The sequence below is a fragment of the Pseudomonas sp. NMS19W genome (genome assembly GCF_051554255.1).
GTDB classification, from domain to species: Bacteria; Pseudomonadota; Gammaproteobacteria; order Pseudomonadales; family Pseudomonadaceae; genus Aquipseudomonas; species Aquipseudomonas kribbensis.
Map to the genome: position 1 here is coordinate 4,803,032 of NZ_CP136718.1, position 22,034 is coordinate 4,825,065.

The 22,034-nt window shown below is 57.2% G+C and carries 23 protein-coding genes and 3 pseudogenes; 24 read left to right on the forward strand and 2 right to left on the reverse strand.

The genetic code is table 11. The annotated features are described in order from the left end of the window. Positions 1–3 precede the first annotated feature (3 nt). The 14 genes and pseudogenes from R1A29_RS22000 (at position 4) to R1A29_RS22065 (ending at position 11,404) form a co-directional block, all read left to right on the forward strand. Positions 4–1,473, forward strand: coding sequence for a UvrD-helicase domain-containing protein (locus tag R1A29_RS22000; RefSeq protein WP_438299570.1), 1,470 nt, complete (start codon positions 4–6; stop codon positions 1,471–1,473). An 18-nt stretch (positions 1,474–1,491) separates the two neighbouring features. Further along, positions 1,492–1,794 (forward strand): hypothetical protein, encoded by a 303-nt coding sequence (locus R1A29_RS22005; RefSeq protein ID WP_438299571.1) that lies wholly within the window; start codon positions 1,492–1,494, stop codon positions 1,792–1,794. 541 nt (positions 1,795–2,335) lie between these two features. Further along, complete coding sequence (locus tag R1A29_RS22010) at positions 2,336–2,653, forward strand: RAQPRD family integrative conjugative element protein (protein WP_438302077.1); 318 nt, start codon at positions 2,336–2,338, stop codon at positions 2,651–2,653. A gap of 2 nt (positions 2,654–2,655) precedes the next feature. Continuing rightward, positions 2,656–2,889 (forward strand): TIGR03758 family integrating conjugative element protein, encoded by a 234-nt coding sequence (locus R1A29_RS22015; protein WP_371263128.1) that lies wholly within the window; start codon positions 2,656–2,658, stop codon positions 2,887–2,889. An 18-nt stretch (positions 2,890–2,907) separates the two neighbouring features. After that, the gene (locus R1A29_RS22020; protein ID WP_438299572.1) at positions 2,908–3,258 is read left to right on the forward strand and encodes a TIGR03745 family integrating conjugative element membrane protein; all 351 of its coding nucleotides are present in this window, start codon (positions 2,908–2,910) and stop codon (positions 3,256–3,258) included. Positions 3,259–3,271: 13 nt separating this feature from the next. Further along, complete coding sequence (locus R1A29_RS22025) at positions 3,272–3,655, forward strand: TIGR03750 family conjugal transfer protein (RefSeq protein WP_438299573.1); 384 nt, start codon at positions 3,272–3,274, stop codon at positions 3,653–3,655. An 8-nt stretch (positions 3,656–3,663) separates the two neighbouring features. Beyond that, entirely contained in the window at positions 3,664–4,314 is a 651-nt protein-coding gene (locus tag R1A29_RS22030) for a PFL_4703 family integrating conjugative element protein (RefSeq protein WP_438302078.1), read from the forward strand. Next, positions 4,311–5,204 carry a TIGR03749 family integrating conjugative element protein gene (locus R1A29_RS22035; RefSeq protein ID WP_438299574.1) on the forward strand — a complete coding sequence of 298 codons (894 nt, stop codon included), beginning with the start codon at positions 4,311–4,313 and terminating at the stop codon, positions 5,202–5,204. The genes R1A29_RS22030 and R1A29_RS22035 overlap by 4 nt, the downstream gene beginning before the upstream one ends. Further along, positions 5,185–6,684 (forward strand): TIGR03752 family integrating conjugative element protein, encoded by a 1,500-nt coding sequence (locus tag R1A29_RS22040; RefSeq protein WP_438299575.1) that lies wholly within the window; start codon positions 5,185–5,187, stop codon positions 6,682–6,684. The genes R1A29_RS22035 and R1A29_RS22040 overlap by 20 nt, the downstream gene beginning before the upstream one ends. Next, the gene (locus R1A29_RS22045; RefSeq protein ID WP_438299576.1) at positions 6,662–7,111 is read left to right on the forward strand and encodes a TIGR03751 family conjugal transfer lipoprotein; all 450 of its coding nucleotides are present in this window, start codon (positions 6,662–6,664) and stop codon (positions 7,109–7,111) included. The genes R1A29_RS22040 and R1A29_RS22045 overlap by 23 nt, the downstream gene beginning before the upstream one ends. Then, positions 7,111–10,100, forward strand: a pseudogene (locus tag R1A29_RS22050) (conjugative transfer ATPase). The gene R1A29_RS22045 and the pseudogene R1A29_RS22050 overlap by 1 nt, the downstream one beginning before the upstream one ends. After that, positions 10,097–10,402, forward strand: coding sequence for a hypothetical protein (locus tag R1A29_RS22055; RefSeq protein ID WP_438299577.1), 306 nt, complete (start codon positions 10,097–10,099; stop codon positions 10,400–10,402). The pseudogene R1A29_RS22050 and the gene R1A29_RS22055 overlap by 4 nt, the downstream one beginning before the upstream one ends. After that, the gene (locus R1A29_RS22060; RefSeq protein ID WP_438299578.1) at positions 10,395–11,036 is read left to right on the forward strand and encodes a DsbA family protein; all 642 of its coding nucleotides are present in this window, start codon (positions 10,395–10,397) and stop codon (positions 11,034–11,036) included. The genes R1A29_RS22055 and R1A29_RS22060 overlap by 8 nt, the downstream gene beginning before the upstream one ends. Positions 11,037–11,044: 8 nt before the next feature. Then, entirely contained in the window at positions 11,045–11,404 is a 360-nt protein-coding gene (locus tag R1A29_RS22065) for a hypothetical protein (RefSeq protein WP_438299579.1), read from the forward strand. Between the two features lie 249 nt (positions 11,405–11,653). On the opposite strand, the gene R1A29_RS22070 is transcribed toward R1A29_RS22065, so the two are convergent. Continuing rightward, a complete protein-coding gene (locus R1A29_RS22070; protein WP_438299580.1) occupies positions 11,654–11,935 on the reverse strand; it encodes a hypothetical protein in 282 nt (93 codons plus the stop codon). 324 nt (positions 11,936–12,259) lie between these two features. Between R1A29_RS22070 and R1A29_RS22075 the strand changes: the two genes are divergently transcribed. The 5 genes and pseudogenes from R1A29_RS22075 to R1A29_RS22095 all read left to right on the forward strand — a co-directional run bounded on the left by R1A29_RS22075 (position 12,260) and on the right by R1A29_RS22095 (position 16,743). Then, the gene (locus R1A29_RS22075; protein WP_438299581.1) at positions 12,260–12,547 is read left to right on the forward strand and encodes a TIGR03757 family integrating conjugative element protein; all 288 of its coding nucleotides are present in this window, start codon (positions 12,260–12,262) and stop codon (positions 12,545–12,547) included. Further along, positions 12,547–13,481, forward strand: a pseudogene (locus R1A29_RS22080) (TIGR03756 family integrating conjugative element protein). Before R1A29_RS22075 ends, R1A29_RS22080 begins: the two are co-directional and overlap by 1 nt. Positions 13,482–13,500: 19 nt before the next feature. Further along, positions 13,501–14,862 (forward strand): integrating conjugative element protein, encoded by a 1,362-nt coding sequence (locus R1A29_RS22085; RefSeq protein ID WP_438299582.1) that lies wholly within the window; start codon positions 13,501–13,503, stop codon positions 14,860–14,862. Positions 14,863–14,864: 2 nt separating this feature from the next. Further along, positions 14,865–15,221 carry a hypothetical protein gene (locus tag R1A29_RS22090; RefSeq protein WP_438299583.1) on the forward strand — a complete coding sequence of 119 codons (357 nt, stop codon included), beginning with the start codon at positions 14,865–14,867 and terminating at the stop codon, positions 15,219–15,221. After that, positions 15,218–16,743 (forward strand): annotated as a pseudogene (locus R1A29_RS22095) (conjugal transfer protein TraG N-terminal domain-containing protein). The gene R1A29_RS22090 and the pseudogene R1A29_RS22095 overlap by 4 nt, the downstream one beginning before the upstream one ends. Before the next feature lie 49 nt (positions 16,744–16,792). Here R1A29_RS22095 and R1A29_RS22100 read toward each other — a convergent pair. Continuing rightward, a complete protein-coding gene (locus R1A29_RS22100; RefSeq protein ID WP_438299584.1) occupies positions 16,793–17,146 on the reverse strand; it encodes a hypothetical protein in 354 nt (117 codons plus the stop codon). A gap of 112 nt (positions 17,147–17,258) precedes the next feature. Between R1A29_RS22100 and R1A29_RS22105 the strand changes: the two genes are divergently transcribed. From R1A29_RS22105 to R1A29_RS22125, 5 genes are all read left to right on the forward strand, one after another. Continuing rightward, the gene (locus tag R1A29_RS22105; protein WP_438299585.1) at positions 17,259–17,537 is read left to right on the forward strand and encodes a type II toxin-antitoxin system ParD family antitoxin; all 279 of its coding nucleotides are present in this window, start codon (positions 17,259–17,261) and stop codon (positions 17,535–17,537) included. Positions 17,538–17,554: 17 nt separating this feature from the next. Further along, positions 17,555–17,899 (forward strand): type II toxin-antitoxin system RelE/ParE family toxin, encoded by a 345-nt coding sequence (locus R1A29_RS22110; protein WP_438302079.1) that lies wholly within the window; start codon positions 17,555–17,557, stop codon positions 17,897–17,899. A 118-nt stretch (positions 17,900–18,017) separates the two neighbouring features. After that, a complete protein-coding gene (locus R1A29_RS22115) occupies positions 18,018–18,623 on the forward strand; it encodes a hypothetical protein (RefSeq protein ID WP_438299586.1) in 606 nt (201 codons plus the stop codon). Positions 18,624–18,731: 108 nt separating this feature from the next. After that, on the forward strand, positions 18,732–20,621 hold the full coding sequence (gene mobH / locus R1A29_RS22120) for a MobH family relaxase (protein ID WP_438299587.1): 1,890 nt from the start codon (positions 18,732–18,734) through the stop codon (positions 20,619–20,621). Continuing rightward, positions 20,618–21,778: a site-specific integrase gene (locus R1A29_RS22125; protein ID WP_438299588.1), complete on the forward strand. Its 1,161-nt coding sequence runs from the start codon at positions 20,618–20,620 to the stop codon at positions 21,776–21,778. Before mobH ends, R1A29_RS22125 begins: the two co-directional genes overlap by 4 nt. The last annotated feature ends 256 nt before the right edge of the window (positions 21,779–22,034 follow it).

The window sequence follows — 22,034 nt, forward strand, 5'->3', positions numbered from 1 at the left end:
ACGATGCAATGGACCCACGAACAGTCGCCGATCATCCAATCGGAGGCAACGAAACTCCTCATCCAGGCCGGCGCCGGCAGTGGAAAGACCACCACGCTGATGGGGTACGCTCAACATCACTCCCGACTACGGATCCTCTATCTCTGCTACAACAAGTCGGTGGAGATCGCCGCACGGGGACGCTTCCCGCGCAACGTGGTGAACAAAACCGCACACGGCCTGGCCTACGCCGTCTATGGCACGCAGTTCAGCCATAAACAGACCAACAACTTGCGGCTGACCGACATCGCGCGTGCGATCGATACGCAGGACTGGGAGTTGGTCAGAGACGTGCTGACTACTCTCAACAACTACATGGCCAGCGCCGACGATCTTATCGAACGCTGCCACTTTCCGCGGTTCCGTGACCGGCCGATGCTTACCTCCGCCCAGGAGCGGTACCTGAAACAAGCGCTCGCAGCAGCGATGGGCATCTGGAAGCGAATGACTGACCTGCAGGACACAGCGGTGCAGATCACGCATGACGGTTACCTGAAGCTGTACCAGTTGAGCAAACCCGATCTGAGCCAGCGCTTTGACTGTGTTCTGCTCGATGAGGGGCAGGACGTAAACCCAGTGATCGCAGACATTGTGCGCATTCAGAGCGTTCGCAAGGTGGCAGTGGGTGATCGTCATCAGCAGATCTATCGCTTTCGAGGGGCGGAAGATGCTCTCAATGCCAGCTGGATGGCCGGGGCTGAGAAACACTACCTGACCCAGAGCTTCAGGTTTGGGCCGGCAGTCGCCCATGTCGCCAACATCATCCTGTCCTACAAAGGTGAAACCAGGAAGCTACAGGGACTCGGCGAGAAGACCTTGGTAAAGAAGGTGCTGCCGACCGGTCTGCCGCACAGGACATACATTCATCGAACCGTCATTGGGGTAATTGAAAACGCTCTGTACCTGGTCACCGAGAAACCCAAGATCTACTGGGTTGGCGGCATCGACAGCTACTCCGTGCGCGACCTCGAGGACCTGTTCTATTTCAGTCGACAGCAGCGTGATCTGGTCCAGAACAAAAAACTGCTCCGTGACTACCGGGACTATGCCCAGTACGTAGAAATCGCCGAGGTGAGCCAGGACAGCGAGATGATCCGCTCGATCAAGATCATCAACATGTATCCGGATCTGCCCCAGCGAATCTTGGCTCTACGCTCATGCACGGTGGACAAGGAGCTTGACGCAACTATCACCCTGACCTCTGCCCACAAGTCGAAAGGCCTGGAGTGGGATTTTGTCGGGCTCTTCGACGACTTCACGTCAGACCCGCTCTCACCCGATATCGATCCAGGCCGGCGAGATGATGAGCTGAACCTTCTATATGTGGCCGTCACCCGAGCGATGAAGATCCTGGCGATCAACAGTCTGGTGCTGTCCATTATGGAGCGCTACGTCGACGCGCTTGCCCCCGGGGGCACGTCAGCGCGCGGCTGATTAACTAAAGGAGGAACCATGAGCAAGAAATTCGAACACCACGCTGAGTTTGTCGCTATACCGTTCAAGAACGCGACTAGCGGCGCTTGGATCTTCAAGAGCACGGAGCAGACGTTGGAACCCGATGTTGTGTCTCTCCTGTCCGAAGACGAGCCTCTGCAGAGGAAGATGCTCGAGCTCGGCGCCGATGGCTGGGAACTCGTCAGCACGCAGCCAGTGTGCCGAGGGGAGATCAAGGTGGGCAATCAAAATGCCCAGGCCTGGTCGTACGGGTTTCCCATGCCGGTCGGATATCTGCTCTTTTTCAAGCGCGAGGCCTAGAGCGGCGAGTCACCAGCCTGACCCTGCCCGCTGCCTAGCCTTCATGATCGTAACCAGGAAGAAGGGCCAACATGGCATTGGCTCTTCTGATCATCTCGATCAGCTCCGACGAGCTGACTGCCCGACAGTGGTGCAACAGCTCTGCGGCCAAGACCGCCTTTTCGTAGCAACCCTCATCTCGGAAATGGACACAGAGAAAGTCCGAGATCCAAGCATTAAACGCTGGCGAATAAGTTTTTTGCTGCGGCATACGACTCCCCACAGATCAATATTCCAGTTCGCCAACTCCCTGGCTTGACTCCGGCTCATCGTAATCGATACAGCAGGCTCAGGCCGAACTGGGTTGATCAGCTGCCTTATCGAGCCAGGTCAATTGTATGGTTTCAAAGCCTGACTGGCTTCGAGAAAAAATTCTACGGCTCCCAGATAAGTATTTCTTGAGGCGCCCCCCACATGGTCTCGGCATTCTGACGCTCACAGTCAGTCGTCCCAGAGCCCAGCCGTGAACAAGCCATCTCTACTCCTTGTATCTCCTCGCAGAATCCTGCTTGGCGCGCTGATCAGCGTCAGCGGCGGCTTTTCACTAATACCCTGCGCTCAGGCGGCCGGTGCATCAGAACAGGCCAACATCGAGGTGATGATCCGCCAGTTGAATGCGCTAGAGGACTCGGCGCGGCGCAGCGCCACGATCGCCAGCGAACCTGGCCAGCGCTACTACTTCGACTATGAGCGTCTGGCCGGCGATATCCAGCGCGTTCGCCAAGGCCTGCAAGAATACCTGACCCCAAGTCGAGCGCAGCCGCGAGATCCGGCAGAGCTGGCTGGAAAATACACCCTCACCGGTGGCCGGATGCCATGAGCATGAGTGGTACTCAAGTCGCAGCGTTCAACGCTGCAAGCGGCGTCACCCCTCAGGCCAGCACCGTGCTGTTTGTAGGGACCGTCATCGCACTGTCGACCCTCTGGGGTGCCTGGGCGTTGTACAGCATTTACCGCGGATGGGCCACCCAGAACATCGACAGAAACATTGCAGTTTCGTCGACCGTCAAGGTCCTCGTCTTGCTGCTGATCCTTTCCACATTTGTTCTCAGCTAGTTACCAAGGAGCTAACCGATGTCCCTTCGAAAAACCATTCAATCACTAATCAGCGCTGCCTCAGCTGCATTGGTCTTGCTACCAGGGCACGCGGCTGCAGCTCTTCCAGGATCCCAGGCGCCAACCCGGGGTGAAGGCACCAGTTGGCTACAAACTATCCAGAACTATGGGTATGACGGATTCATGCTGCTCGGACTTATCCTGTTGGGAGCCATGATGGTGGGGGTCGCGTCACATGCCTATGGGGTTTACCACGAGATCCATGAGGGCAAGAAAAAGTGGCGGGACCTGGGACTCACCGCCGTGGTCGGGATCTGCCTGATAGGCGTTGGCATCTTCATGGTCACCAAGGCTACTAGTGTCCTCTAACAGGTGATGCGAAATGGCTGAGACCACTTACCTGAAGGATGGAACGCTTGACTTCCTACCACACAACCTCAACAGGCAGCCCATCGTCATGGGCGGCCTCACTGCTGATGAAATGTGGGGAACGGTCGGCGTTTGTGGGGGGGCCGGCGTGATTCTGGGCATCCCTGTGTCGTTCTTGTTCGGCAACCCAGCTCTCTTTATCGCTTGCGCGCTTGTAGGTGGAGCTCTCGGCTTGACCGTGGCAAGCCGAATCCTCCGGAAGATGAAGCGCGGCCGGCCGGACACATGGTTTTACCGCCAGCTCCAGTTCTACAAGGCTCAACACCTCCCCTTTCTCGGTGGCCACCAGTTGGTCATCCGGGAGGGGGCGTGGACATGCCGTCGTACAGGAAAGTAGGGATCTTCATGAGTTTTCGAAAACGAGTGGATGCTCAGCAGGCACACATCCTCAGCTTGCGAATCGCGGTCATCGTGCTGGGCGCAGTTAGTCTGTTTGCATTCTACGGCTGGCACAAAGCCCCCGAAGACCTGACCGTGCATGTGCCGCCGGACCTCCGCTCCGGCAGCACTCGCAAATGGTGGGAGGTGCCGCCAGAGAACGTGTATGCCTTCGGGTTCTATATCTTCCAACAGATGCAGCGCTGGGAGAAAAATGGGGACGACGACTACCAAGACAACATCGAACGCCTGGCTTCCTACGTTACCCCTGGCTGCCAGGAATACTTGAAGAAAGACTACGAGATGCGCCGTAACGCCGGTGAGCTGCGTCGCCGTGAACGGAACGTCTCGGAAATCCCGGGTCACGGGCTGACCGACCCTGGCGTGCAGCGCGTAGAAGAGATCGGGATCAACGATTGGACAGTCAACTTGGATTTGCTCGCTGACGAGTCGGTGAACGGGGAGCGGGTCAAGCGCGCCATGACACGCTACCCCCTGTCCATTGTCCGTGCCGACGTCAACCCAGAGAAAAATCCGTTCGGGTTGATGTGGAACTGCTACGCCTCCAACCCGCAACGCATTGAGGTTGATCTGCAAGCCGCCGGGGTGAAGCCATGAATCTGCGCGCCTGGGTCCTTGCTCTGGGCCTCATAGCAACTGCCGATGTAAAAGCGATAGAGCTACTACAGTGGGACCGTATCCCCATGGCAATCCCGCTGATTGTCGGACAAGAGCGCATTGTATTCGTCGACCAAAACGTGCGCGTAGGGATGCCTCCCCAGCTTGTTGGCATGCTGCGCGTACAGAGCACCGGTGGCGCGGTCTACCTCTTGGCCACCCAAGAAATTCCACCGACCCGGCTCCAACTGCAGAACGTGGCCACCGGCGAGATCATGCTGGTGGATATTGCCGCGACACCGGCCTCAGAGGGCCAAGCCAAGCTCGAACCCGCCAAGATCGTCGCTGGTGCGGCCCCTTCCACCTACTATGGCGATACTTCCTCCGCACGACCTCCGACGAAGCGATCCGCGACGACTGGGGAGGAAGAGGATATTCCGCCGGCACCTCGCCATGAGACTCCGGCGCCGGTGGCCCTGACCCGCTATGCGGCACAAATGCTGTACGCACCTCTTCGGACCGTTGAGCCTGTCGCCGGCATCAGCCAGGTGCGTGTTGACCGGGCCCTGGACCTGAGCACCTTATTGCCCGTGTTGCCGGTGGAGGCATCAATCCTGGGGGCTTGGCGCCTCGACAACAGTTACGTCACTGCGGTCAAGCTAAGGAACCTGAGCGCCCAGCAACTGACGATGAACGCAACAGAGCTAATGGGTAACTTCTCTACAGCAACATTCCAGCACCCGTACCTTGGGGCTCGCGGAGACGCCAGCGATACCACCACGCTTTATCTGGTCACCCAAGGCAAAGGGCTTAAAGAAGCTCTGCTGCCGTCCTCGGTCAGCCAAATTGATCCGAAAGCAGGAGGGCGCCGTGGGCAGCCTGAAAAGTAATCCACTCCTCAAGTACCTGCTCATTCCGGTGCTGATCGTCGTACTCATCATCCTGTTCAAGGGCGGGAGTAAAAAAGAAGAGGTGAAGTCTCCTGAAGATAAGCCAATCATCATCGGCGGGGACACCGCTCGCAAGCTAGGGGTGGACGGTGATACCCCGGCCGACACCCTGCGCACAGTGGTGGCTGAAAGTCGGGAGGTGAAAGACCAGATCGCGAAGGTGCTGACCGATAACAAAGAACTCAAGGACCAGAACGCAGAGCTCCAGGTTCGGCTTTCGCGCATAGATCAGAATGTCGACAGCAAGCTGAATAATGCGAAGGGCGAGCTGCAGGAGCAGGTTAAAAACCAGAGCCTGGGCCTGCTGGACCAGTTCCAGCATCAATTGGATAACCTGTCACAAAATTCCAATGCCGCTGGGCAGGACCTGCCTATCGGACTTGGCGTGCAACCTGGTGATGGCGCAGGTTTCGACAAGGGTACGAAGCCCAATGGGCTCGTGTGGGTTGAGCCGACCGACGCCACTGCCGTTGACGCGAGCGGTAAACCACTTCAGCCCGGCTCCGCACAGGCGGCCAGCGGTTTCAATTTTCCCACCAGCTTTGGCAACACCCTGGACAAAGGCCAGACAGTTCTCGCCGCGACGGCGCAGAACGTCGGCGCGGAGATGGCCCCCCAGGATATCCGCAAGCAAGTGCGCAAAGCCTATACCCTACCCCAGAACTCAACCTTGATGGGGTCGGTGGCCATGTCGGCGCTCATTGGTCGCGTCCCGATCGATGGAACGGTCAATGATCCCTTCCCATTTAAGGTCATGATCGGCCCGGACAACCTAACCGCGAACGGCATCGAGCTTCCTGACGTCGTTGGCGCCGTCGCCAGCGGTACCGCCTCGGGCGACTGGACGTTGTCTTGCGTGCGCGGGCAAGTCCGGAGTCTGACCTTCGTGTTCGCCGACGGCACAGTCCGTTCGTTCCCTGCCCCAGCAGAGGAGGCCAACGGCAGCCAGAACAACAACCAGAACAGTAGTAACGGGAACGGGCAACCTGCAATCCAGGGCGGACTCGGCTGGATCAGCGACTCCTACGGGATCCCTTGCATCTCCGGCGAGCGCCGATCCAACGCCAAGGAGTACTTGACCAACCAATCCCTGGTGACGGCCGCAGGCGCCGGCATCGCGAAACTGTTGAAGGCTGATGAGCAAAACAGCTCGACGAGCTTCAGCAGCGGAGGAACGTCCTTCGGGACTACGGGCTCCTCGGGGAACTCCGCCATGGGCGCCATCCTCACCGGCGGGGTCAGCGACATCCGCTCTTGGATGAACAAGCTCTACGGCGAAGCATTCGCCGCCGTGTACGTCCAGCCCGGGGCAAAGGTCGCCGTCCATCTGGACCAGCAGCTCGCCATCGACTACGAGATCAAAGGCCGCAAGGTCGATTACAACGCCGGAGCCAACCATGTATCCGCAAACCTGGACTAAGCCCCACCTACGGACCGGGGCCTGGCTCGTGCTCGCCCTCATTCTCGGCGGATGCACGACTGACAAAGACGAACTGTTGCCCCACGGGGAAGCCAACATGATGGACGTATGGCAACACGGCACGTCTGGGGGAAGCTCTGGCAGCTCCAACAGCAGAATGCTGCTCGATGCGCGCCAAGAACTTCGTCGGCCGCTCGATGAGGCGCAGGTGGTTCGCCAACAGGCGGGGGCTGACGCCTTCACCCGCACGCCCCAGAACGAGATTTACAACCAGTTCAAGCGCCTTCCGAATCCTGACTTGGTGATGTACGTGTTCCCGCACCTGGCTGGAACGGACCCGGTACCGGTCCCCGGCTACACCACGGTGTTCCCGATGTATCAACGGGTGCAGTACGCCATGCCAGGCGAGCGGACGGAGGAGTACTGATGCAGTTCATCAGCAAATGGCTGGGCAAAATCCCTGTAACACAGATCAAGCCTGTGCTTGACCAGGCAACTTCCGAGCACGAGCCAGTCGACGACCTTCCTGCGACCAGTACGACCTTCAGCGATGAGGACCGCCAGGCTGCGACTGACCGGTACATCACCCGCCTGGAATCAATGGGCATTCCGTCCCCTATCGACTGGCAGGACCCCAAACGTCGCCCCGCGACAAAAGCGGACGTGTCGAGGCTATACGAGGTCAACCCTTCATTCGTGGATATGCTGCCCTGGGCAGAGTACCTGCCCGAGGAGGAAGCCATGCTCCTCGAGGATGGCATTTCCAGGGCCGCGTTCTTCGAGCTGGTTCCGATCGGCACCGAGGGGCGTTCCGACAACTGGCTTCAACAAGCTCGAGATGCGTTGCAGGGTGTCCTGCAGGACAGCTTCGACGAGCTGGAAAGCTCTCACTGGGTAGTTCAGCTCTACGCCCAGGACGAAACAGACTGGGGTGACTACCTGCAAAGACTCCAGGCCTACGTCCAGCCACGGGCTGAGAACACGGATTTCACCAAGTTGTACCTCGCGCTGTTCCGCCACCACCTCGAGTCCATCTCCAAGCCGGGTGGATTGTTCGTCGACACGGCAGTCAGCAATCTCCCATGGCGTGGACAGACCCGAAAAGTCCGCCTGGTGGTGTACCGCCGGGTAATGAAACAGGACCTCGTGGTTCGCGGGCAGGATCCTGCCGCCTACCTCAAGTCAATCTGCGATCGCCTTAAAGGATCCCTGGCCAACACTGGCGTTACAACCAGACGCATGGATGGCCACGCAATCAAGCGCTGGCTCGTGGGCTGGTTCAACCCACACCCTGATCACCTGGGCTCGACTGATCGCGATATCCGTCGATTTTACGACACGGTTTGCCACCCCCCCGCGAACTGGATGAGGATGAGCTTCCAGTAGCCAGCGGTACCGATTTTTCGGAGAACTTGTTCTACCGAGAGCCACGTTCGAATGTCGACAGGGGACTTTGGTCGTTCGACGGTATGCCGCACCGAGTTGTGGTACTCGATCGCCTCAAAAATGCTCCCCTCACCGGACACCTGACCGGTGAGACCAAGCAGGCAGATTCATTGAACTCGCTATTCGACCGCCTGCCAGAGGATACCGTGCTGTGCATCACCATGGTCCCGACGCCGCAGGATCTGCTGGAAGGACATCTTGAACAACTCTCTAGGAAGGCCATCGGCGACACCCAGGCCTCGAGCCACACCCGGGATGACGTTCAAACGGCACGCTCCATCCTCGGTCGCAAACACAAGCTTTACAGGGGAAGTGTTGCTTTCTTCCTCCGTGGTCAGAATACAGCCGTGCTCGAGGAGCGCACCACAAGCTTGTGCAACGTCCTGCTGGGTGCAGGCATGCAGCCAGTCCAACCACAGGACGAGGTAGCTCCTCTGAACAGCTACCTGCGGTGGTTACCGTGCAATTTCGACCCGAATGAAAACCGCGCCCTGGATTGGTACACGCAGCTGATGTTCACCCAGCACATCGCAAACCTGGCCCCAATATGGGGACGCTCCACTGGAACAGGTAACCCCGGTTTCACGCTGTCCAACAGGGGAGGGGCAACACTGACCTTCGACCCGTTGAACAAGCTCGACCGCCAGATGAACGCCCACTTGTTCTTGTTCGGGCCCACCGGCGCGGGTAAGTCTGCGACAGCCAACTACCTGATCATGCAAGCCATTGCACTTTATCGCCCAAGGTTGTTCATCATTGAGGCCGGCAACAGCTTCGGTCTGCTAGGTGATTTCGCCAAGCGACTCGGCCTGACCGTAAACCGAGTACGGCTCGCCCCCGGCAGCGGCGTGAGCCTCGCCCCGTTCGTCGATGCGGTGCAACTTGTCAAAAACAAGGACCAGGTCAAGGTTCTGAACGCGGCGGACGTGGATGCATCGGATAAACACCTGGCTGACGCCCTGGCGGGGATGGAGGACGAGCAGCGGGATATCTTGGGCGAGCTGGAGATCACTGCCCGATTGATGATCACAGGCGGCGAGGCCAAGGAAGACGCTCGACTCACTCGTGCTGACCGCAGTGCCATCCGCCAGTGCATCCTCAACGCGGCTGAGCTGTGTGTCAGCGAGAATCGTCCAGTGCTCACGGAAGATATCAGCGCAGCGCTGCAAGTGATGGCCAGCGACGACAAACTCCCTGAAAGCCGGCGCAACCGATTCATGGAGATGGCCGAAGCCATGGGGATGTTCACCATGGGTACGGAAGCCGAGATGTTCAACCGCCCTGGTACCGCCTGGCCGGAAGCTGACATCACGATCGTTGACCTGGCTACCTACGCGCGTGAGGGCTATCAGGCCCAGATGGCCATCGCTTACATCTCACTGCTGAACACCATCAACAACATCGCGGAGCGGGACCAGTTCAAAGGTCGACCACTGATCGCTTTCACCGACGAAGGCCATATCCCATTGAAAGTTCCACTGCTCTCCCCGTACTCGGTGAAGATCACCAAGATGTGGCGAAAGTTGGGTGCCTGGTACTGGATGGCAACCCAAAACGTCGACGATATCCCCCCAGAAGCATCCGCGCTGCTCAACATGATCGAGTGGTGGATCTGTTTGAACATGCCGCCCGACGAAGTGGAGAAGATCGCGCGCTTCCGTGAACTCACGCCGGCACAGAAGACGATGATGCTCTCGGCAAGGAAGGAGAACGGCAAGTTCACCGAGGGCATCGTCTTGGCCAAGCGGATCGAGATGCTGTTCCGAGTGGTACCGCCCAGCTTGTGCCTTGCCCTGGCGATGACCGAGCCTGAAGAAAAGCGCCAACGTTACGAAACCATGCAGGCACTCGGCTGCGATGAATTACACGCCGCGCTGCAGGTGGCCGCAGATCTGGACCGCAAACGCGGTATCACCCCCTTCCCCATCACCTTTCCCGAACAAAAGAAGGCCGTGGAGCGCGTGGCATGAGAGTCATGAATACCCTGACCCAGAACATCATTGATAACCTGACCCAGCTGCTCAAAGACCCCGGACACGACACACTCCAGTCGCTGTCGGTTTGCGCACCAGTGCTCATTGACGAGCTGCAACAGATCAAAAATAACGCCCTCGATCGTCGCGACATCATTCCCCTGGTTCAGTGCGTGTTGGATGAGTGGCTGAAGCAGCATCCTCAACCGGACGGGGCAATCCAGGATCTCCAAATCGCCCTGCAGAAACTCGGCCAACCTGAAGCTCATCCTGGTAAGTCGGAGGGTACGAATGTTTGATCTCAGGATTTTTTCCGTGTTCATCATCATGGCGATCGCGGGCGCAGGCGTCATATGGAACTTTGCAGCGACTCCGAATGCCCGAAGCCCTGATGAAACGTGGTATTTCGGTCCCGCGAATGCCAGGTGGGTGATCACTGAGTATGCAGACCTCGAATGCCCTTATTGCAGGGCATACACCCCGCAACTGAAGCACTGGGTGAGCGGGCAAGAGAACGTGAAGCTCGCGTGGCACCATTTCCCCCTCGATATCCATGGAGTTGCCGCACAATCGGAGGCGCGACTCGTTCAATGCGCAGGCTACTTAGGCGGGGCGGCGGTATTCTGGCAGGCGATCGAACTGGTTCTGCTGCGCACACGGGGTGATGGACAAGGACTCGCTGAGGAACTGGAGGTGCCCGGTGTGTCCACCGAGGTCCTTTCCAGTTGCGCTAGAGCAAGCATGGACATCCGTGGAGTTGTTGAGGGACAGATTGCTGTGGCCAAGAGCCGCGGCATTGGCGCTACCCCTACGATCGAGGTCACCGACAGTTTAACGGGGCACAGTATGCGCCTGGAGGGCCCCGTGGACAGCGCCGCGCTGTTGTCGGTCATCGATGCCCTCGCCGCCCAGGCCCCGCTGCGCAAGGACTAGTCCAGGTAATGTTCAAACTCACGGTATTGCGCAACGACAACAATGAAGAAGAAAGCAACCTGCCAAGCAGGTTCTTTCCCAGCGCAGGCTCTGGCCATGGATGGTTCCAGCTTGAGCCGGCTGGGGCTGGGGAAGAGTCACCCTCACACTCTGAGCTAAGCTGGGCTCTCCAGGATTGGAATGACGACTGCGTACTCATGGAGTACGACGCTGCCACAGGCAAAGGACGCTTCGTGATCGTCGACTGGTATGCGCCGGCGCCGGGGACAGTGCTCAAGCTAAACCTGCAGCGCGACAGGTCCTCACCGAGCGACCGACAACAACTCACTCAGACTCTCGGCGATCAAGAGGATCTCGGGGAGGTGTGACGGTCAGGGTGAAACTCCCGGTGAGGCCTTGTCGCAGCTCCTGAGGCATCCAGTAGGCAAACTGCACTAGCCACGCGCCATCCTTCAGCCGATGGGTTTCCTGGCGAAACTCTTCAACCGATGCTTCATCTATGCCAAGAATGGTCGCTACTTCTGGGTTGGTGGGTATGTCGTCCATCACTAACCTGCCTCCCTGCGCCTTACCAATGTTGCAAAATACTCCAGTGCAATTGAACTGCCACCAACCGTCTATCGGTCGGAGAGCTTGCCCGTTGTCATCCAAGAATAAGCGCGTTTAAGCGCCCATGTCGTTGCCGTAGTCATCGTCTGTTCTTTGCAGTCCAAATAGCCCTCCTCGAGCAGCAACTCACCATCTTGGGCATAAATCCCGAGAAACAGCTGAGTCTGGTTCGCCTTTGAGACCCGTACCTGGATGTTAATGAGGGAGCCATCCGCCATCCGCTCATCGAAGTTTCTGAAGTGCAGATCTGGATCTGCCCACTCCCAGAAGATTTGACCTCTGTTGCGCATGTCCCGTTCCAGGGTAAGTGATAATCCAGACAGTATGAGTCATATCCAGAAGGCTGCCACGGCAAAAACGCTCAGTCTGTTCCACCCGACCTAACTCCCCCGATAAATCCAAGCACCCTCAGATATCTATTTCCTACTGCGCCTGGTGGGCCGATCCGTTTTCCTGTATCGGTCCCCACTTCAGGTGCAGTCCCATGTTCAATCCCCCCGCCCTCATGGCGAGCAGTCCCCTTGCTCGTTGTCGCGTTGGCCACCGGCACCGCCCATGCCGAGATCTGGGCCATAACAGACTCAGCGCACCCACTGACCTCCGTACCAGCAGATGTGCGTGTCATCAAGCTCGATGACCAACAGCGCATCGAGGAGCAGTTGTCCCGAGAGCTGCCACCTAACCCTCACCAGGCCGCTCTCGCCGCACGACGGCTGATGAGCACTCCGGCAGGGGCCGCACTGATGCAACAGCTGGCCACCGCCCAGCAGGGAAATGCTGATGCCTGGAGTGTCGGTGTTTCGAAGGTGCCGGCGGTGGTCATCGATCGCCGGTATGTGGTGTACGGCCAACCCGACGTGGCAGCAGCTATGCAGACCATCAACCGTGCAAGGGGGCAATGATGAGGCGAATCTCCAGACTCACCCTGACCGGTCTTCTTACAGCATCACTCCCGTTCTCAGCATCAGCGGCCATAAGCTCGGCGGCGATTATCGCCTCCACCAGTTCGCCTACCTGCCTTGAGTACAAAGTGGTCGGCATCTGCTACTGGCTGCTCTGCACCCCAGTTGGCTGCACAGTCAAAACCTCCACCAAAGTCCGGCATTACATCCCGGACGCGGTGGTATCTGCCTACGCCAATACCGGGGAAAACCCTTGGACAGAGGTGAGCCCCATGGGAGCGCCGAATGCGGCAGCGCAAGCCGGTAATGATGGAACAACCAACCACAACGCCGAGAACAACATCGCCAAGTTCAAGGAGGCAGATGTGATTGGCCATCCTGGAGCTGCGGTGTTCAGCCGGTTCGCCAGTTCTTTTGGCTATTCCTGCCACGGCGCGACAACGCCCTACGTTCCATACATGCTCAGCACGCTGGACACCCTTGCATGGCGGTACGGAGTACCCGAGTCCGTTTACCCGGAGGCCCTGATTCCGGGCATGCGTGAAGTCGGCGGCCTTCTATCAGCAGACATGTGGGGAAGCGTTTACCCACGCAGCGGCTTCATCCACCAGGTGGACGATTTTAAGGCCGGTGCTGTCATCGCCCAACGCGCCGGCGACGTCACCACCCGTGTCGGTCAACCCCACGTGTATCTGCCAATGCGCGGTCTTGCAGAACCAGGTTACTGGCCAGCCGGCGAGCTGAAAGAAGGCGATGCCAGCACAGGAAAATGGCAACAACTCACGCCAACCATGAGCCCCACCTGCGCCGTATTCCCTTCCCCGGCCCTAATGCCGACGCTGTCGACGAAGCCTATGCGTGGGCCCTGTGGCGGCCCTACTCCTGCTGCCAGCGTAAAGGCCAAACCTTTCTGGGAAGCACTGACTTCCAATGAGAAATGACTGGAGAGCTCAATGAATAAGTTAACCATCGCGATCATTCTCGCAGTTGGCATGACCGGCACCTGGTGCATGGCCGAGGCCGCCGACCCGATCAAAGTCGAATCCCAGGGCAGCGTGATCGGAGACGACGTGCTCTACAGCATCGGTGGTGGGAGTGCTGTCCAGATGGGCAGCGCTGGCCAGATGGAGAGCATCACCGTCGGTGCCGGCTGGCAGAACAACCTGGTCTGCGGAAACATGGACCTCAGCAACACGCTGCAGAACCAGCTGAACGGCGCAACGCAGGGTTTCCAACAGATCATGGGCAGCGTCATTCAGAACGCGACCGGCGCTGTCACGTCACTGCCGGCAATGATCCTGCAGCGGGCCAATCCTGCCCTCTACAATCTGCTCACGAACGGGATCCTGCAGGCACGCCTCGACTACGACCGATCAAAAGGAACCTGCAGGGCAATGGCCGAACGGATGGCTGACATTGCAGGCGGCCAGATGGGATGGGGCAAGGTTGCGGAGGGCCAGAAGATGGGGCAAGCCCTGGCATCCAGCAATGACGCCGTAGCAGTGGTCGACAAGGTCGAGGAAGCGCCCGGAACCAATGGCGTGACCTGGGTGGGTGGCAAACAGGCAGGGGGCAATGGGCAGCAGCCCATCAAGGTGGTAGGGGACGTCGCGAAGGCAGGCTATAACCTTCTCAACAACCGCGCAGCGCAGGACACCTCGAGCATTCCGCAGTCCAGTTGCTCCAATGGACTGGTGTGCGGTAGCTGGGAATCACCGGCCGAAGCCGCCCAGTTCGCAAACCGCGTCCTGGGTGAGCAGCAGATCCAGACCTGTGAAGGCTGCACCACGACCTCCACTCCGGGGGTGGGCCTAACCCCGCTGATCCAGGAAACATACGACAAGAAGCTCGCTGCCCTGCAGGAGCTGTTGAAGCCCGGCACACAGATCACCTCCGAGAAGCTGCGTGAAGCAAGCAGCGACTCCCTCCCGATCACCCGCGGTGTCGTTACAGCCCTTCGTGACGAGCGGGATCAGGCGGTGCTGGCCTCACGTTTGGCGTCCGAGGTGGCCCTGGCAGATGTCCTTGAGAAAGGGCTGCTACTGCAACGCATGCTGATTACAGGCAGCAAGGAACCCAACGTGAATGCTAACAAGCTGGCCGTTGACGCCACCCTCGGACAGGTCGACTCGCTTCAGCAGCTCATCACCAACCTCAAGACCGAGCTCGACATGCGGCAGCAGCTCGCGAACAACTCCCCGATGAAGATCATCGAACGAGGCAAGGCGCGCTCCGAAAGCTCCCGCTCGATCTATGACGCGGCTCCTGAACAGGATCGCCTGTTACAGCTGCAGAAGCCTGCAGGCAAGGAGTGAATATGTCCGAGGATGTCGAGAAAAAAGCCCACCCCCTGAAAGTTCTGCTGGGAGGCGTGGTTCTCAGCGTGGTGATGCTGCTGCTGAGCGTTTTGCTCGGCATCATCGCGATCAATCACCTGGGCGTGTTCGACGCCTGGTTGAAGTGGCGAGAGGGAAATTACCTGCCACTGCTGCTATGGCGAATTGCCCTCTACGGCATCATCGTCTTTGGCTGGTTGAAACTCAAAGCGCGCCTACCCGGGAATGAGGCTGGGCAACCATCAAAAGGGACGCAGCGGGTCGAGTTCCTGGTGCTCCTGCTGTTCGTGATCATCGAGATTTCTAAAGCACCAATCACCTGGTCGGAGGTGCTATGACACTCTACACGAACGACTATCTGGAGTATTACCTCACCCTGGTAGGATGGATCATCAACAACGGGATCTGGGACATGATTTCGGACACGGGCCTGTTCGCCCTGCCCTTCATCATCATTGTGGCCCAGGAGTGGCTTAAGGTCCGAGGTGAAGGCGCCGACGAGGGCAACAAGGGAGTGCTATCCCTGGCTCGAATTGAAACCCGGATCTACGTCGGATATGTGGTGGTATCTCTGTGCGCTGTGCCATTCATATCCGTTGGCTTTGACACTTTGCAATTCGACCAATCGCGAGGGAAGCAGTGCCAGGTACTGACGCCAGCCCCCTCTGAGACAGGGTGGAACACGACCTTCAGCTCTTTGGCCGGCAAGAGCGCGAAGGTGCCGGTGTGGTGGGCGCTCGTACATGCGTTGTCCAAGGGGTTGAATAGCGGCGCTGTTGCAGCAATCCCCTGCGGTACGGATCTCAGGCAAATGCGCATGGAGGTGGACGCAATGAGGATCGGCAACCCCTGCTCGCGCAAGAGGTAGCAGACTTCACCCATGATTGCTTCGGCCCTTCCCGCGCGCGCCTGTTCATGCGTCAACCCGACATTGGGTCGATCGCGAAAGACCAGAAAGCCCTGCAGGACCTGAACTGGATCGGCTCCCACTACCTGCTGAATACAACAGGGTATTACGACACGGACTACTCCAGAACACCCCGTACATCCTGGCCGTATGACACGAAACGTGATGACGGCATGCCCCAGGTCACCGGTGGTGGTGGCTACCCCACCTGCAAGCAGTGGTGGTCAGACGGGAACATCGGGCTACGGGACCGACTGAAAGCCCAAGTCGACCCAAGTCTACTGAACCAGTTCCTGGGGTGGGCAAAGTGGCTGTCCCAAGAGGAAATCACCGACTCAATGATTCGGCAGCTCGTCTCGCCATCCAGCCAGGTCAACGGAGACGTCTACACCGACTATGGCGGACAGGTCGATGGAACCGTCTGGAATGGCCTTGCTCGTGCAGGGGGAACAGTGGGGGTCGCCGTTGGATCTCTGGCCTTCTTCCCGGCTATGGACATGGTGCGCCAAGCCTTACCGATGGTAGTGGCCTTCCTCAAGATGGCCATGGTTATCAGTATTCCACTGGTACTGATAATCGGGGCGTATCAACTGAAAGTTGCAATGACCATATCAGTAACGATGTTCGCTTTAATATTTGTAGACTTCTGGTTTCAGTTGGCAAGATGGGTCGACAGCACAATCATCGATGTTCTGTATGGTTCGGGATCGCCGCACTTATCCTTTGATCCAGTGATGGGCTTAAACACCACTACTCAAGACGCGATACTAAACTTCGTCATGGGTTCGATGTTTATCATTCTCCCAACATTCTGGATAGTCGCTCTCGGCTGGGCGGGAGTGCAAACGGGGAATATTATCGGAGGACTTACCAACGGAACGAAGGACATTCAACAGGCTGGGGGGCAAGGGGCAAGTATTGCTAAGGACGCTATAAAATCTGCCTCAACATAAACGGATATGGCCAGAAACCTGGCCATAACCTGTGACTTCATAAACTGGATCAATCTTTGAAGTACATGTTGTAATCAGGGTGCTCGTGCTCGCCATAGAAAGGTGCCCTGTACGAATCTTCGTCGGATCTGGGAACATAAGCGTCCTCCTTCAACATGCCTGAAAGCAGATTGGACTTCCCGGCTGACAGCGCCCAGACCAACAACCCAATACAACCAACGGTTAATAGTGAGGCAATAATGGCGCTCAACGAGTTGGTTAGGATCAGAGCCAGGGTGCCCAAAAGAACCACTCTTTTGCCCCAACGAACGAGAGTGTTTTTGTCGAAGAAGCAGAAGCGTGCCACCGCACCAAAGGCCCGGCCCAAGCGGAAGGCAATCGAATGTTTGGCGGCTGTGGTCATGATCCATCTCCTTGCTCTGTGAGAGCACCTTCCCATCAGATATACGACACCTTTGGCTTTTTCGCAAGAGCTATGGCATAAAACGCCATCTCCACTCATCAGGTTCTCATCTATGGCCACCCACAATGTCGTCGTTCCACAGCCGATGGAGCAGTCCATTGATGATCTAGTTAACACTGGTCGATACCAGAACTTCAGCGAGGTCGTACGGGCAGGCATCCGGATGCTGCTCGAGCATGAAGCAGCTGAGGCAGCCCGTCTCGAAGCGCTGCGGAACGCGACATCAGTAGGCATCATGGAGATTGAAGCGGGTCAGTACCATGAAATCGATCCGGCCAATCTGGCAGCCTACCTCGACAACTTTGGAAGGCTAACGGGCGATAAAGCATGAGTAGGGTCATTGTTCGCATGTCACCCCAGGCATGCATCGACATCGCCGATACCCTTCGCTTTACTGAGGTGAGGCTCGGTGAGTCCGTCAGGAATCGGTATCGAGAAGTGCTACAGGAAACATTCCTCGCCTTAGCTGCGCAGCCAGCGCTGGTAGGTAGCAAAATGCGTGATGAGCTGTCCCCCGGCCTTCGTAGCCTACATCTGTCATTCAACATGCTGCAGATGACTGATGGCCGCGCGCTTAGACCTCGACATATCGTTTTCTACCGAACTGGGACAGATCAAATCGTTGAGATATTACGAGTCCTCCACGATGCTATGGAGGTCGCTCAGAATTTGAAACACCTGCATCAGCAGTAAAGGGTAAATGGCTCAACAGCAAATGGGCTTGAATGGATAATGGAATGGATCTCAAGGGTAAAAGCCCTACCCGAAAGGGCGGACGGAGTCCGATAAAAGGCAACATTAGGAGCTGAATATGCAAGCTACTTGGTGGGAAAAAACAGTCGAGTATGGTTTCATCCTTACACTGAGCGCAGCCGGCCGGTTAGATTTCGCAGCGCCGATTGCAGGCCGACATGAGCGCTCATCGGGCGATGGCATTTTCGGAAAAGATAACAAACTGGTACTTATAGAGTTCAAGAGAGACGAATCAGAGATCGCAGCAGAGAAGACAATCTTCACAGACTACCACGCAGCCGCAAACCACCTGAATCATTACAATCATCATTGGATTGTGTATGGAGGTCTAACAAAAGAGCAAAAATTAGGACTCGGAAACCAGAAATACTTTGACCAGAATGCTCGGTGCACACACGTTACTGATATTCTATCCATGGGCATAACTCATCCTGAGTTTATGAACTACCTTGAACAACTGCAATATTATAGGAATGCAGATGGGCGCGGCGGAAGTGGTCATGTCTCACCCGAAAGCATGTTAACGGTGCTAGGTGTTTCGCCGTCGGGAAAACTTATTGGCAGCCTTAGCCTTGAACAATATAACCATGAACTGAACCCTGCCCCACCTACTCCGAATAACGCCCCTAACTCTAGTCCATCATTCAGGCTTCCCGGTATGTAGTGATGGCTCATTGCCACGAATTCAAGAACCTCTCACATACCCTTTTCCGTTGATGCCATCTTGGCATTAGGAGAAAAGCCCGCTCCATGCAAACCCATGGAGCACCCTATGCACCTCCTATCCTGGTTAGGCCGTCGTTCGGCCAAACCAACACCAGAAGCCTCACCGCAAGGCTTCCATCTACCGGCGAAGGCTACTGCTCTGCTGCAGTTACCTCTTCGCCAGCAGCTCCTGGAGAATATCTGGCGTCGGGCTTCGCTCTCACGAGCTCAGTTCAACACTCTCTACCTCAAGCCGCTCGAGCGCTACGCAGAGCTGGTGCAACTGCTCCCTGCCTCTGAAAACCATCACCATTCCCACCTTGGAGGCCTTCTGGACCATGGCCTGGAAATAATGGCTTACGCCCTCAAGATCCGTCAGACACACCTTCTACCGATCGGAGCGCCACCGGAATCGCAGTCGGCCCAAGCGGAGGCATGGACAGCAGCAGCAGCGTACGGTGCGTTGCTGCATGACTTGGGAAAGATCGCTGTTGACCTCCGCGTGGAGCTCGAGGATGGCCGAGCGTGGCATCCGTGGCACGGACCGATCAGCCGTCCCTATCGGTTCAAGTACGTCAAAGGCAGGGAGTACCAGCTACACGGTGCTGCTTCAGCCCTGGTGTATACGCAGATTCTGGACAACGGGATTCTCGACTGGCTCAGTAGTTTTCCTGAACTGTGGAGGCAACTGATCTACCTCCTTGCAGGTCAATACGAGCACGCCGGCATCCTCGGCGAAATTGTAGTCCAGGCAGACAAAGCTTCAGTTGCCCAGCAACTGGGCGGAAATCCGGAGCGCGCGCTTACAGCCCCCAAACAATCACTGCAGCGGCAACTCGCCGACGGTCTGCGATTCCTGGTGCGGGAGAAACTCAAGCTCAATCACCCGGACGGACCTGCGGCTGGCTGGCTGACTCAGGATGCGCTTTGGCTGGTGAGTAAGCCTGCAGCAGATCAGCTCCGGGCATACTTGCTGACCCAGGGTATTGATGGAGTACCAACCTCCAATGCCCCGTTCTTCAACATGCTGCAGGACCAGGCAATCATCCAGACCAACGCGCAGGATAAAGCGATCTGGAAAGCCACCATCGATAATGGCCGCGGCTGGAAGAATAGCTTCACCTTCCTGAAGATCTCGCCGGCACTCGTCTGGCCCAATCCAGACGATCGCCCGCCCCAGTACGCAGGTACCCTCACCCTGGAACAGGAACAGGAACAGGAAGCCGTCACCCAGCCGAGTACGAGTGAGGAAACAGTCTGCGCCGTACCGGAACAGCCCGGCGACTCCAATGGCGACACACCACAACCCCCTGCGAGGCCCCGAGCTCTGGTACAGCCAGCTCCAGGCCAAGGAATCCAATCATCTGAGCGGGAAGAACTACTGTCACTGTATAGTAATATCACCGCGCCATCAGAAGAGCTAAGAGCAAGCCAAGGCCCAGCAGCCGCCTCCCCTCCCCATCAAGGACTAGAGGAGGTAGGGCCGGCTGACGATTCTCTAGCAGCCATAGCAAGGAATGCTGCACAGAAAGATGTAACCACAATGCCTACGAGTAGTTCGCTGGGAGGGGCTTTCATCGCTTGGGTAAAAGCAGGTGTCGCCTCCCATAAATTGATCATCAATGACACCAAGGCCCTGATTCACACCGTCGACGACACAGCAATGCTCGTCACCCCAGGGATCTTCAAGCGATATGTGCTGGAGCACCCGGAACTTGAGAAGATTGTCGGTAAACCGGGGACAGCGGCCTGGCAGTATGTTCAACGCGCCTTTGAAAAGGAGAAGAATCACCAGAAGACCAGCAAGCAGCTGAACATCTGGACCTACGATGTAATAGGTCCAAGAAAGACCACGCAGTTGAGGGGCTACCTGCTTATTGACCCGAGGCTGATATTTCCCGAGCAGCCCATGAATAACCCAAGCTTGAGACGGGTGACGGAAGGGGCCGGCGAATGACGCCCGAAAATCTGCTCCGGGAATACTTAGTCGATCACGACCTCCGGCCGGCCAGTGCGAAAATCTACGGCGCGGCAATAAAGAAACTGGAAAAGAACTTCGGCAAAGCTGTCGATGTGGAGTCCATCGATCGACGTGGCGTTCTCGCATTGAGGAACAAGTTGATTGACGGAGGTCTATCGAAGCGCAGCTGGAACACCTACTCCAATCACCTCCGAACCATATGGGGGTATGGCATTGAGTACGGGATTCTTCCCAACACCGATGTAAACCCATTCAAGAAGACGACGGTAATTGCTCCGAAGCGACCGAGCAAAATCGTTGACGGCGAGGCGATCCTCCGTGCGCGGCGCTGGCTCAGAAGCTTGGCTGACCAAGAGGAATCGACTGGCAGCCGCGCCAGGATCACGCCAGGGTGGTTCTGGCTAGCTACGTTCGAAATCTTCTACTACACGGGCATCAGGCTGAATGCACTGCTGTGCATTCGTCTTCGGGATGTCGACTGGGACCGCCAACTCATCCTTGTAAGAGGCGAAACAGAGAAGACCCACCGGGAATTTCGAATCCCGATTATGGATGGCCTTGCGCCTCATATGCGTCGGTTGTTGGATGAAGCCGCTCGAGCTGGCTTCGCCGCCGAAGACCAACTCTTCAACGTCAATCGCTTCTCCCGCTATTACAAGCGGCATGAAATGAACTCCGACCAAGTCGAAGCGATGTACAAGAAGTTGATCGTCAAGCTCGGGGTTCGGATGACTCCGCACCGGTTCAGGCACACGCTTGCAACCGATCTGATGAAGCAGCCAGAAAGAAACATTCACCTGACCAAGAACCTGCTGAATCATTCGAACATCGCTACCACGATGAGTTACATCGAGGCCGACTATGACCACATGCGCGACGTATTGCACGAGCGCAGCATGCAGCAGGGAGCATTACGTCTTGTACGGCGGGTGGATGACAGCGGTGCACCAAACTCGCGGACAAATGAAAACCAAGTACGCATAGAGCCTGACCAACGAAGAACGAACGAACATGATCATTACGGAGGTAGCGCCCCTGCACCAGGACATCTGCTGATTGAGTTCAAGCAGGACTGTGCCAGTGCGTTGCTCCCCCCGAAGATCTCTTTCAACCTAGCCTGCTATCCAGCCTGATGACATCAACAACAGGGTCTACACCCTTTGCTCGATCTCATTCAGCTGACGCAGGCACGGTCTACAACGCACGCGCCTCCCCGAAGCTATGAATCGACGAATGGCAATAAGCCATTACATCGACGGCTGTTGAAGGCCAGATAGGCAAAGCTGTCCCAGATTTCTGGTGCTAGGAAACTGGCGCCATGCCTTTGGCTGCGCGGGTTTTGAGGACGACTCAAGGCGAAAATTCGTAGACCTTAGTAGCCGCAAATCC

What these genes read in the sequence shown, in the direction of transcription:
- R1A29_RS22110 (WP_438302079.1), top strand. Translation starts at nt 17,555, where the DNA reads ATGTCACCCCAGGCATGCATCGACATCGCCGATACCCTTCGCTTTACT.
- R1A29_RS22020 (WP_438299572.1), top strand. Translation starts at nt 2,908, where the DNA reads ATGTCCCTTCGAAAAACCATTCAATCACTAATCAGCGCTGCCTCAGCT.
- R1A29_RS22070 (WP_438299580.1), bottom strand. Translation starts at nt 11,935, where the DNA reads ATGCGCAACAGAGGTCAAATCTTCTGGGAGTGGGCAGATCCAGATCTG.
- R1A29_RS22045 (WP_438299576.1), top strand. Translation starts at nt 6,662, where the DNA reads ATGTATCCGCAAACCTGGACTAAGCCCCACCTACGGACCGGGGCCTGG.
- R1A29_RS22125 (WP_438299588.1), top strand. Translation starts at nt 20,618, where the DNA reads ATGACGCCCGAAAATCTGCTCCGGGAATACTTAGTCGATCACGACCTC.
- R1A29_RS22000 (WP_438299570.1), top strand. Translation starts at nt 4, where the DNA reads ATGCAATGGACCCACGAACAGTCGCCGATCATCCAATCGGAGGCAACG.
- R1A29_RS22090 (WP_438299583.1), top strand. Translation starts at nt 14,865, where the DNA reads ATGTCCGAGGATGTCGAGAAAAAAGCCCACCCCCTGAAAGTTCTGCTG.
- R1A29_RS22035 (WP_438299574.1), top strand. Translation starts at nt 4,311, where the DNA reads ATGAATCTGCGCGCCTGGGTCCTTGCTCTGGGCCTCATAGCAACTGCC.
- mobH (WP_438299587.1), top strand. Translation starts at nt 18,732, where the DNA reads ATGCACCTCCTATCCTGGTTAGGCCGTCGTTCGGCCAAACCAACACCA.
- R1A29_RS22005 (WP_438299571.1), top strand. Translation starts at nt 1,492, where the DNA reads ATGAGCAAGAAATTCGAACACCACGCTGAGTTTGTCGCTATACCGTTC.
- R1A29_RS22025 (WP_438299573.1), top strand. Translation starts at nt 3,272, where the DNA reads ATGGCTGAGACCACTTACCTGAAGGATGGAACGCTTGACTTCCTACCA.
- R1A29_RS22055 (WP_438299577.1), top strand. Translation starts at nt 10,097, where the DNA reads ATGAGAGTCATGAATACCCTGACCCAGAACATCATTGATAACCTGACC.
- R1A29_RS22015 (WP_371263128.1), top strand. Translation starts at nt 2,656, where the DNA reads ATGAGTGGTACTCAAGTCGCAGCGTTCAACGCTGCAAGCGGCGTCACC.
- R1A29_RS22030 (WP_438302078.1), top strand. Translation starts at nt 3,664, where the DNA reads ATGAGTTTTCGAAAACGAGTGGATGCTCAGCAGGCACACATCCTCAGC.
- R1A29_RS22115 (WP_438299586.1), top strand. Translation starts at nt 18,018, where the DNA reads ATGCAAGCTACTTGGTGGGAAAAAACAGTCGAGTATGGTTTCATCCTT.
- R1A29_RS22100 (WP_438299584.1), bottom strand. Translation starts at nt 17,146, where the DNA reads ATGACCACAGCCGCCAAACATTCGATTGCCTTCCGCTTGGGCCGGGCC.
- R1A29_RS22105 (WP_438299585.1), top strand. Translation starts at nt 17,259, where the DNA reads ATGGCCACCCACAATGTCGTCGTTCCACAGCCGATGGAGCAGTCCATT.
- R1A29_RS22085 (WP_438299582.1), top strand. Translation starts at nt 13,501, where the DNA reads ATGAATAAGTTAACCATCGCGATCATTCTCGCAGTTGGCATGACCGGC.
- R1A29_RS22065 (WP_438299579.1), top strand. Translation starts at nt 11,045, where the DNA reads ATGTTCAAACTCACGGTATTGCGCAACGACAACAATGAAGAAGAAAGC.
- R1A29_RS22060 (WP_438299578.1), top strand. Translation starts at nt 10,395, where the DNA reads ATGTTTGATCTCAGGATTTTTTCCGTGTTCATCATCATGGCGATCGCG.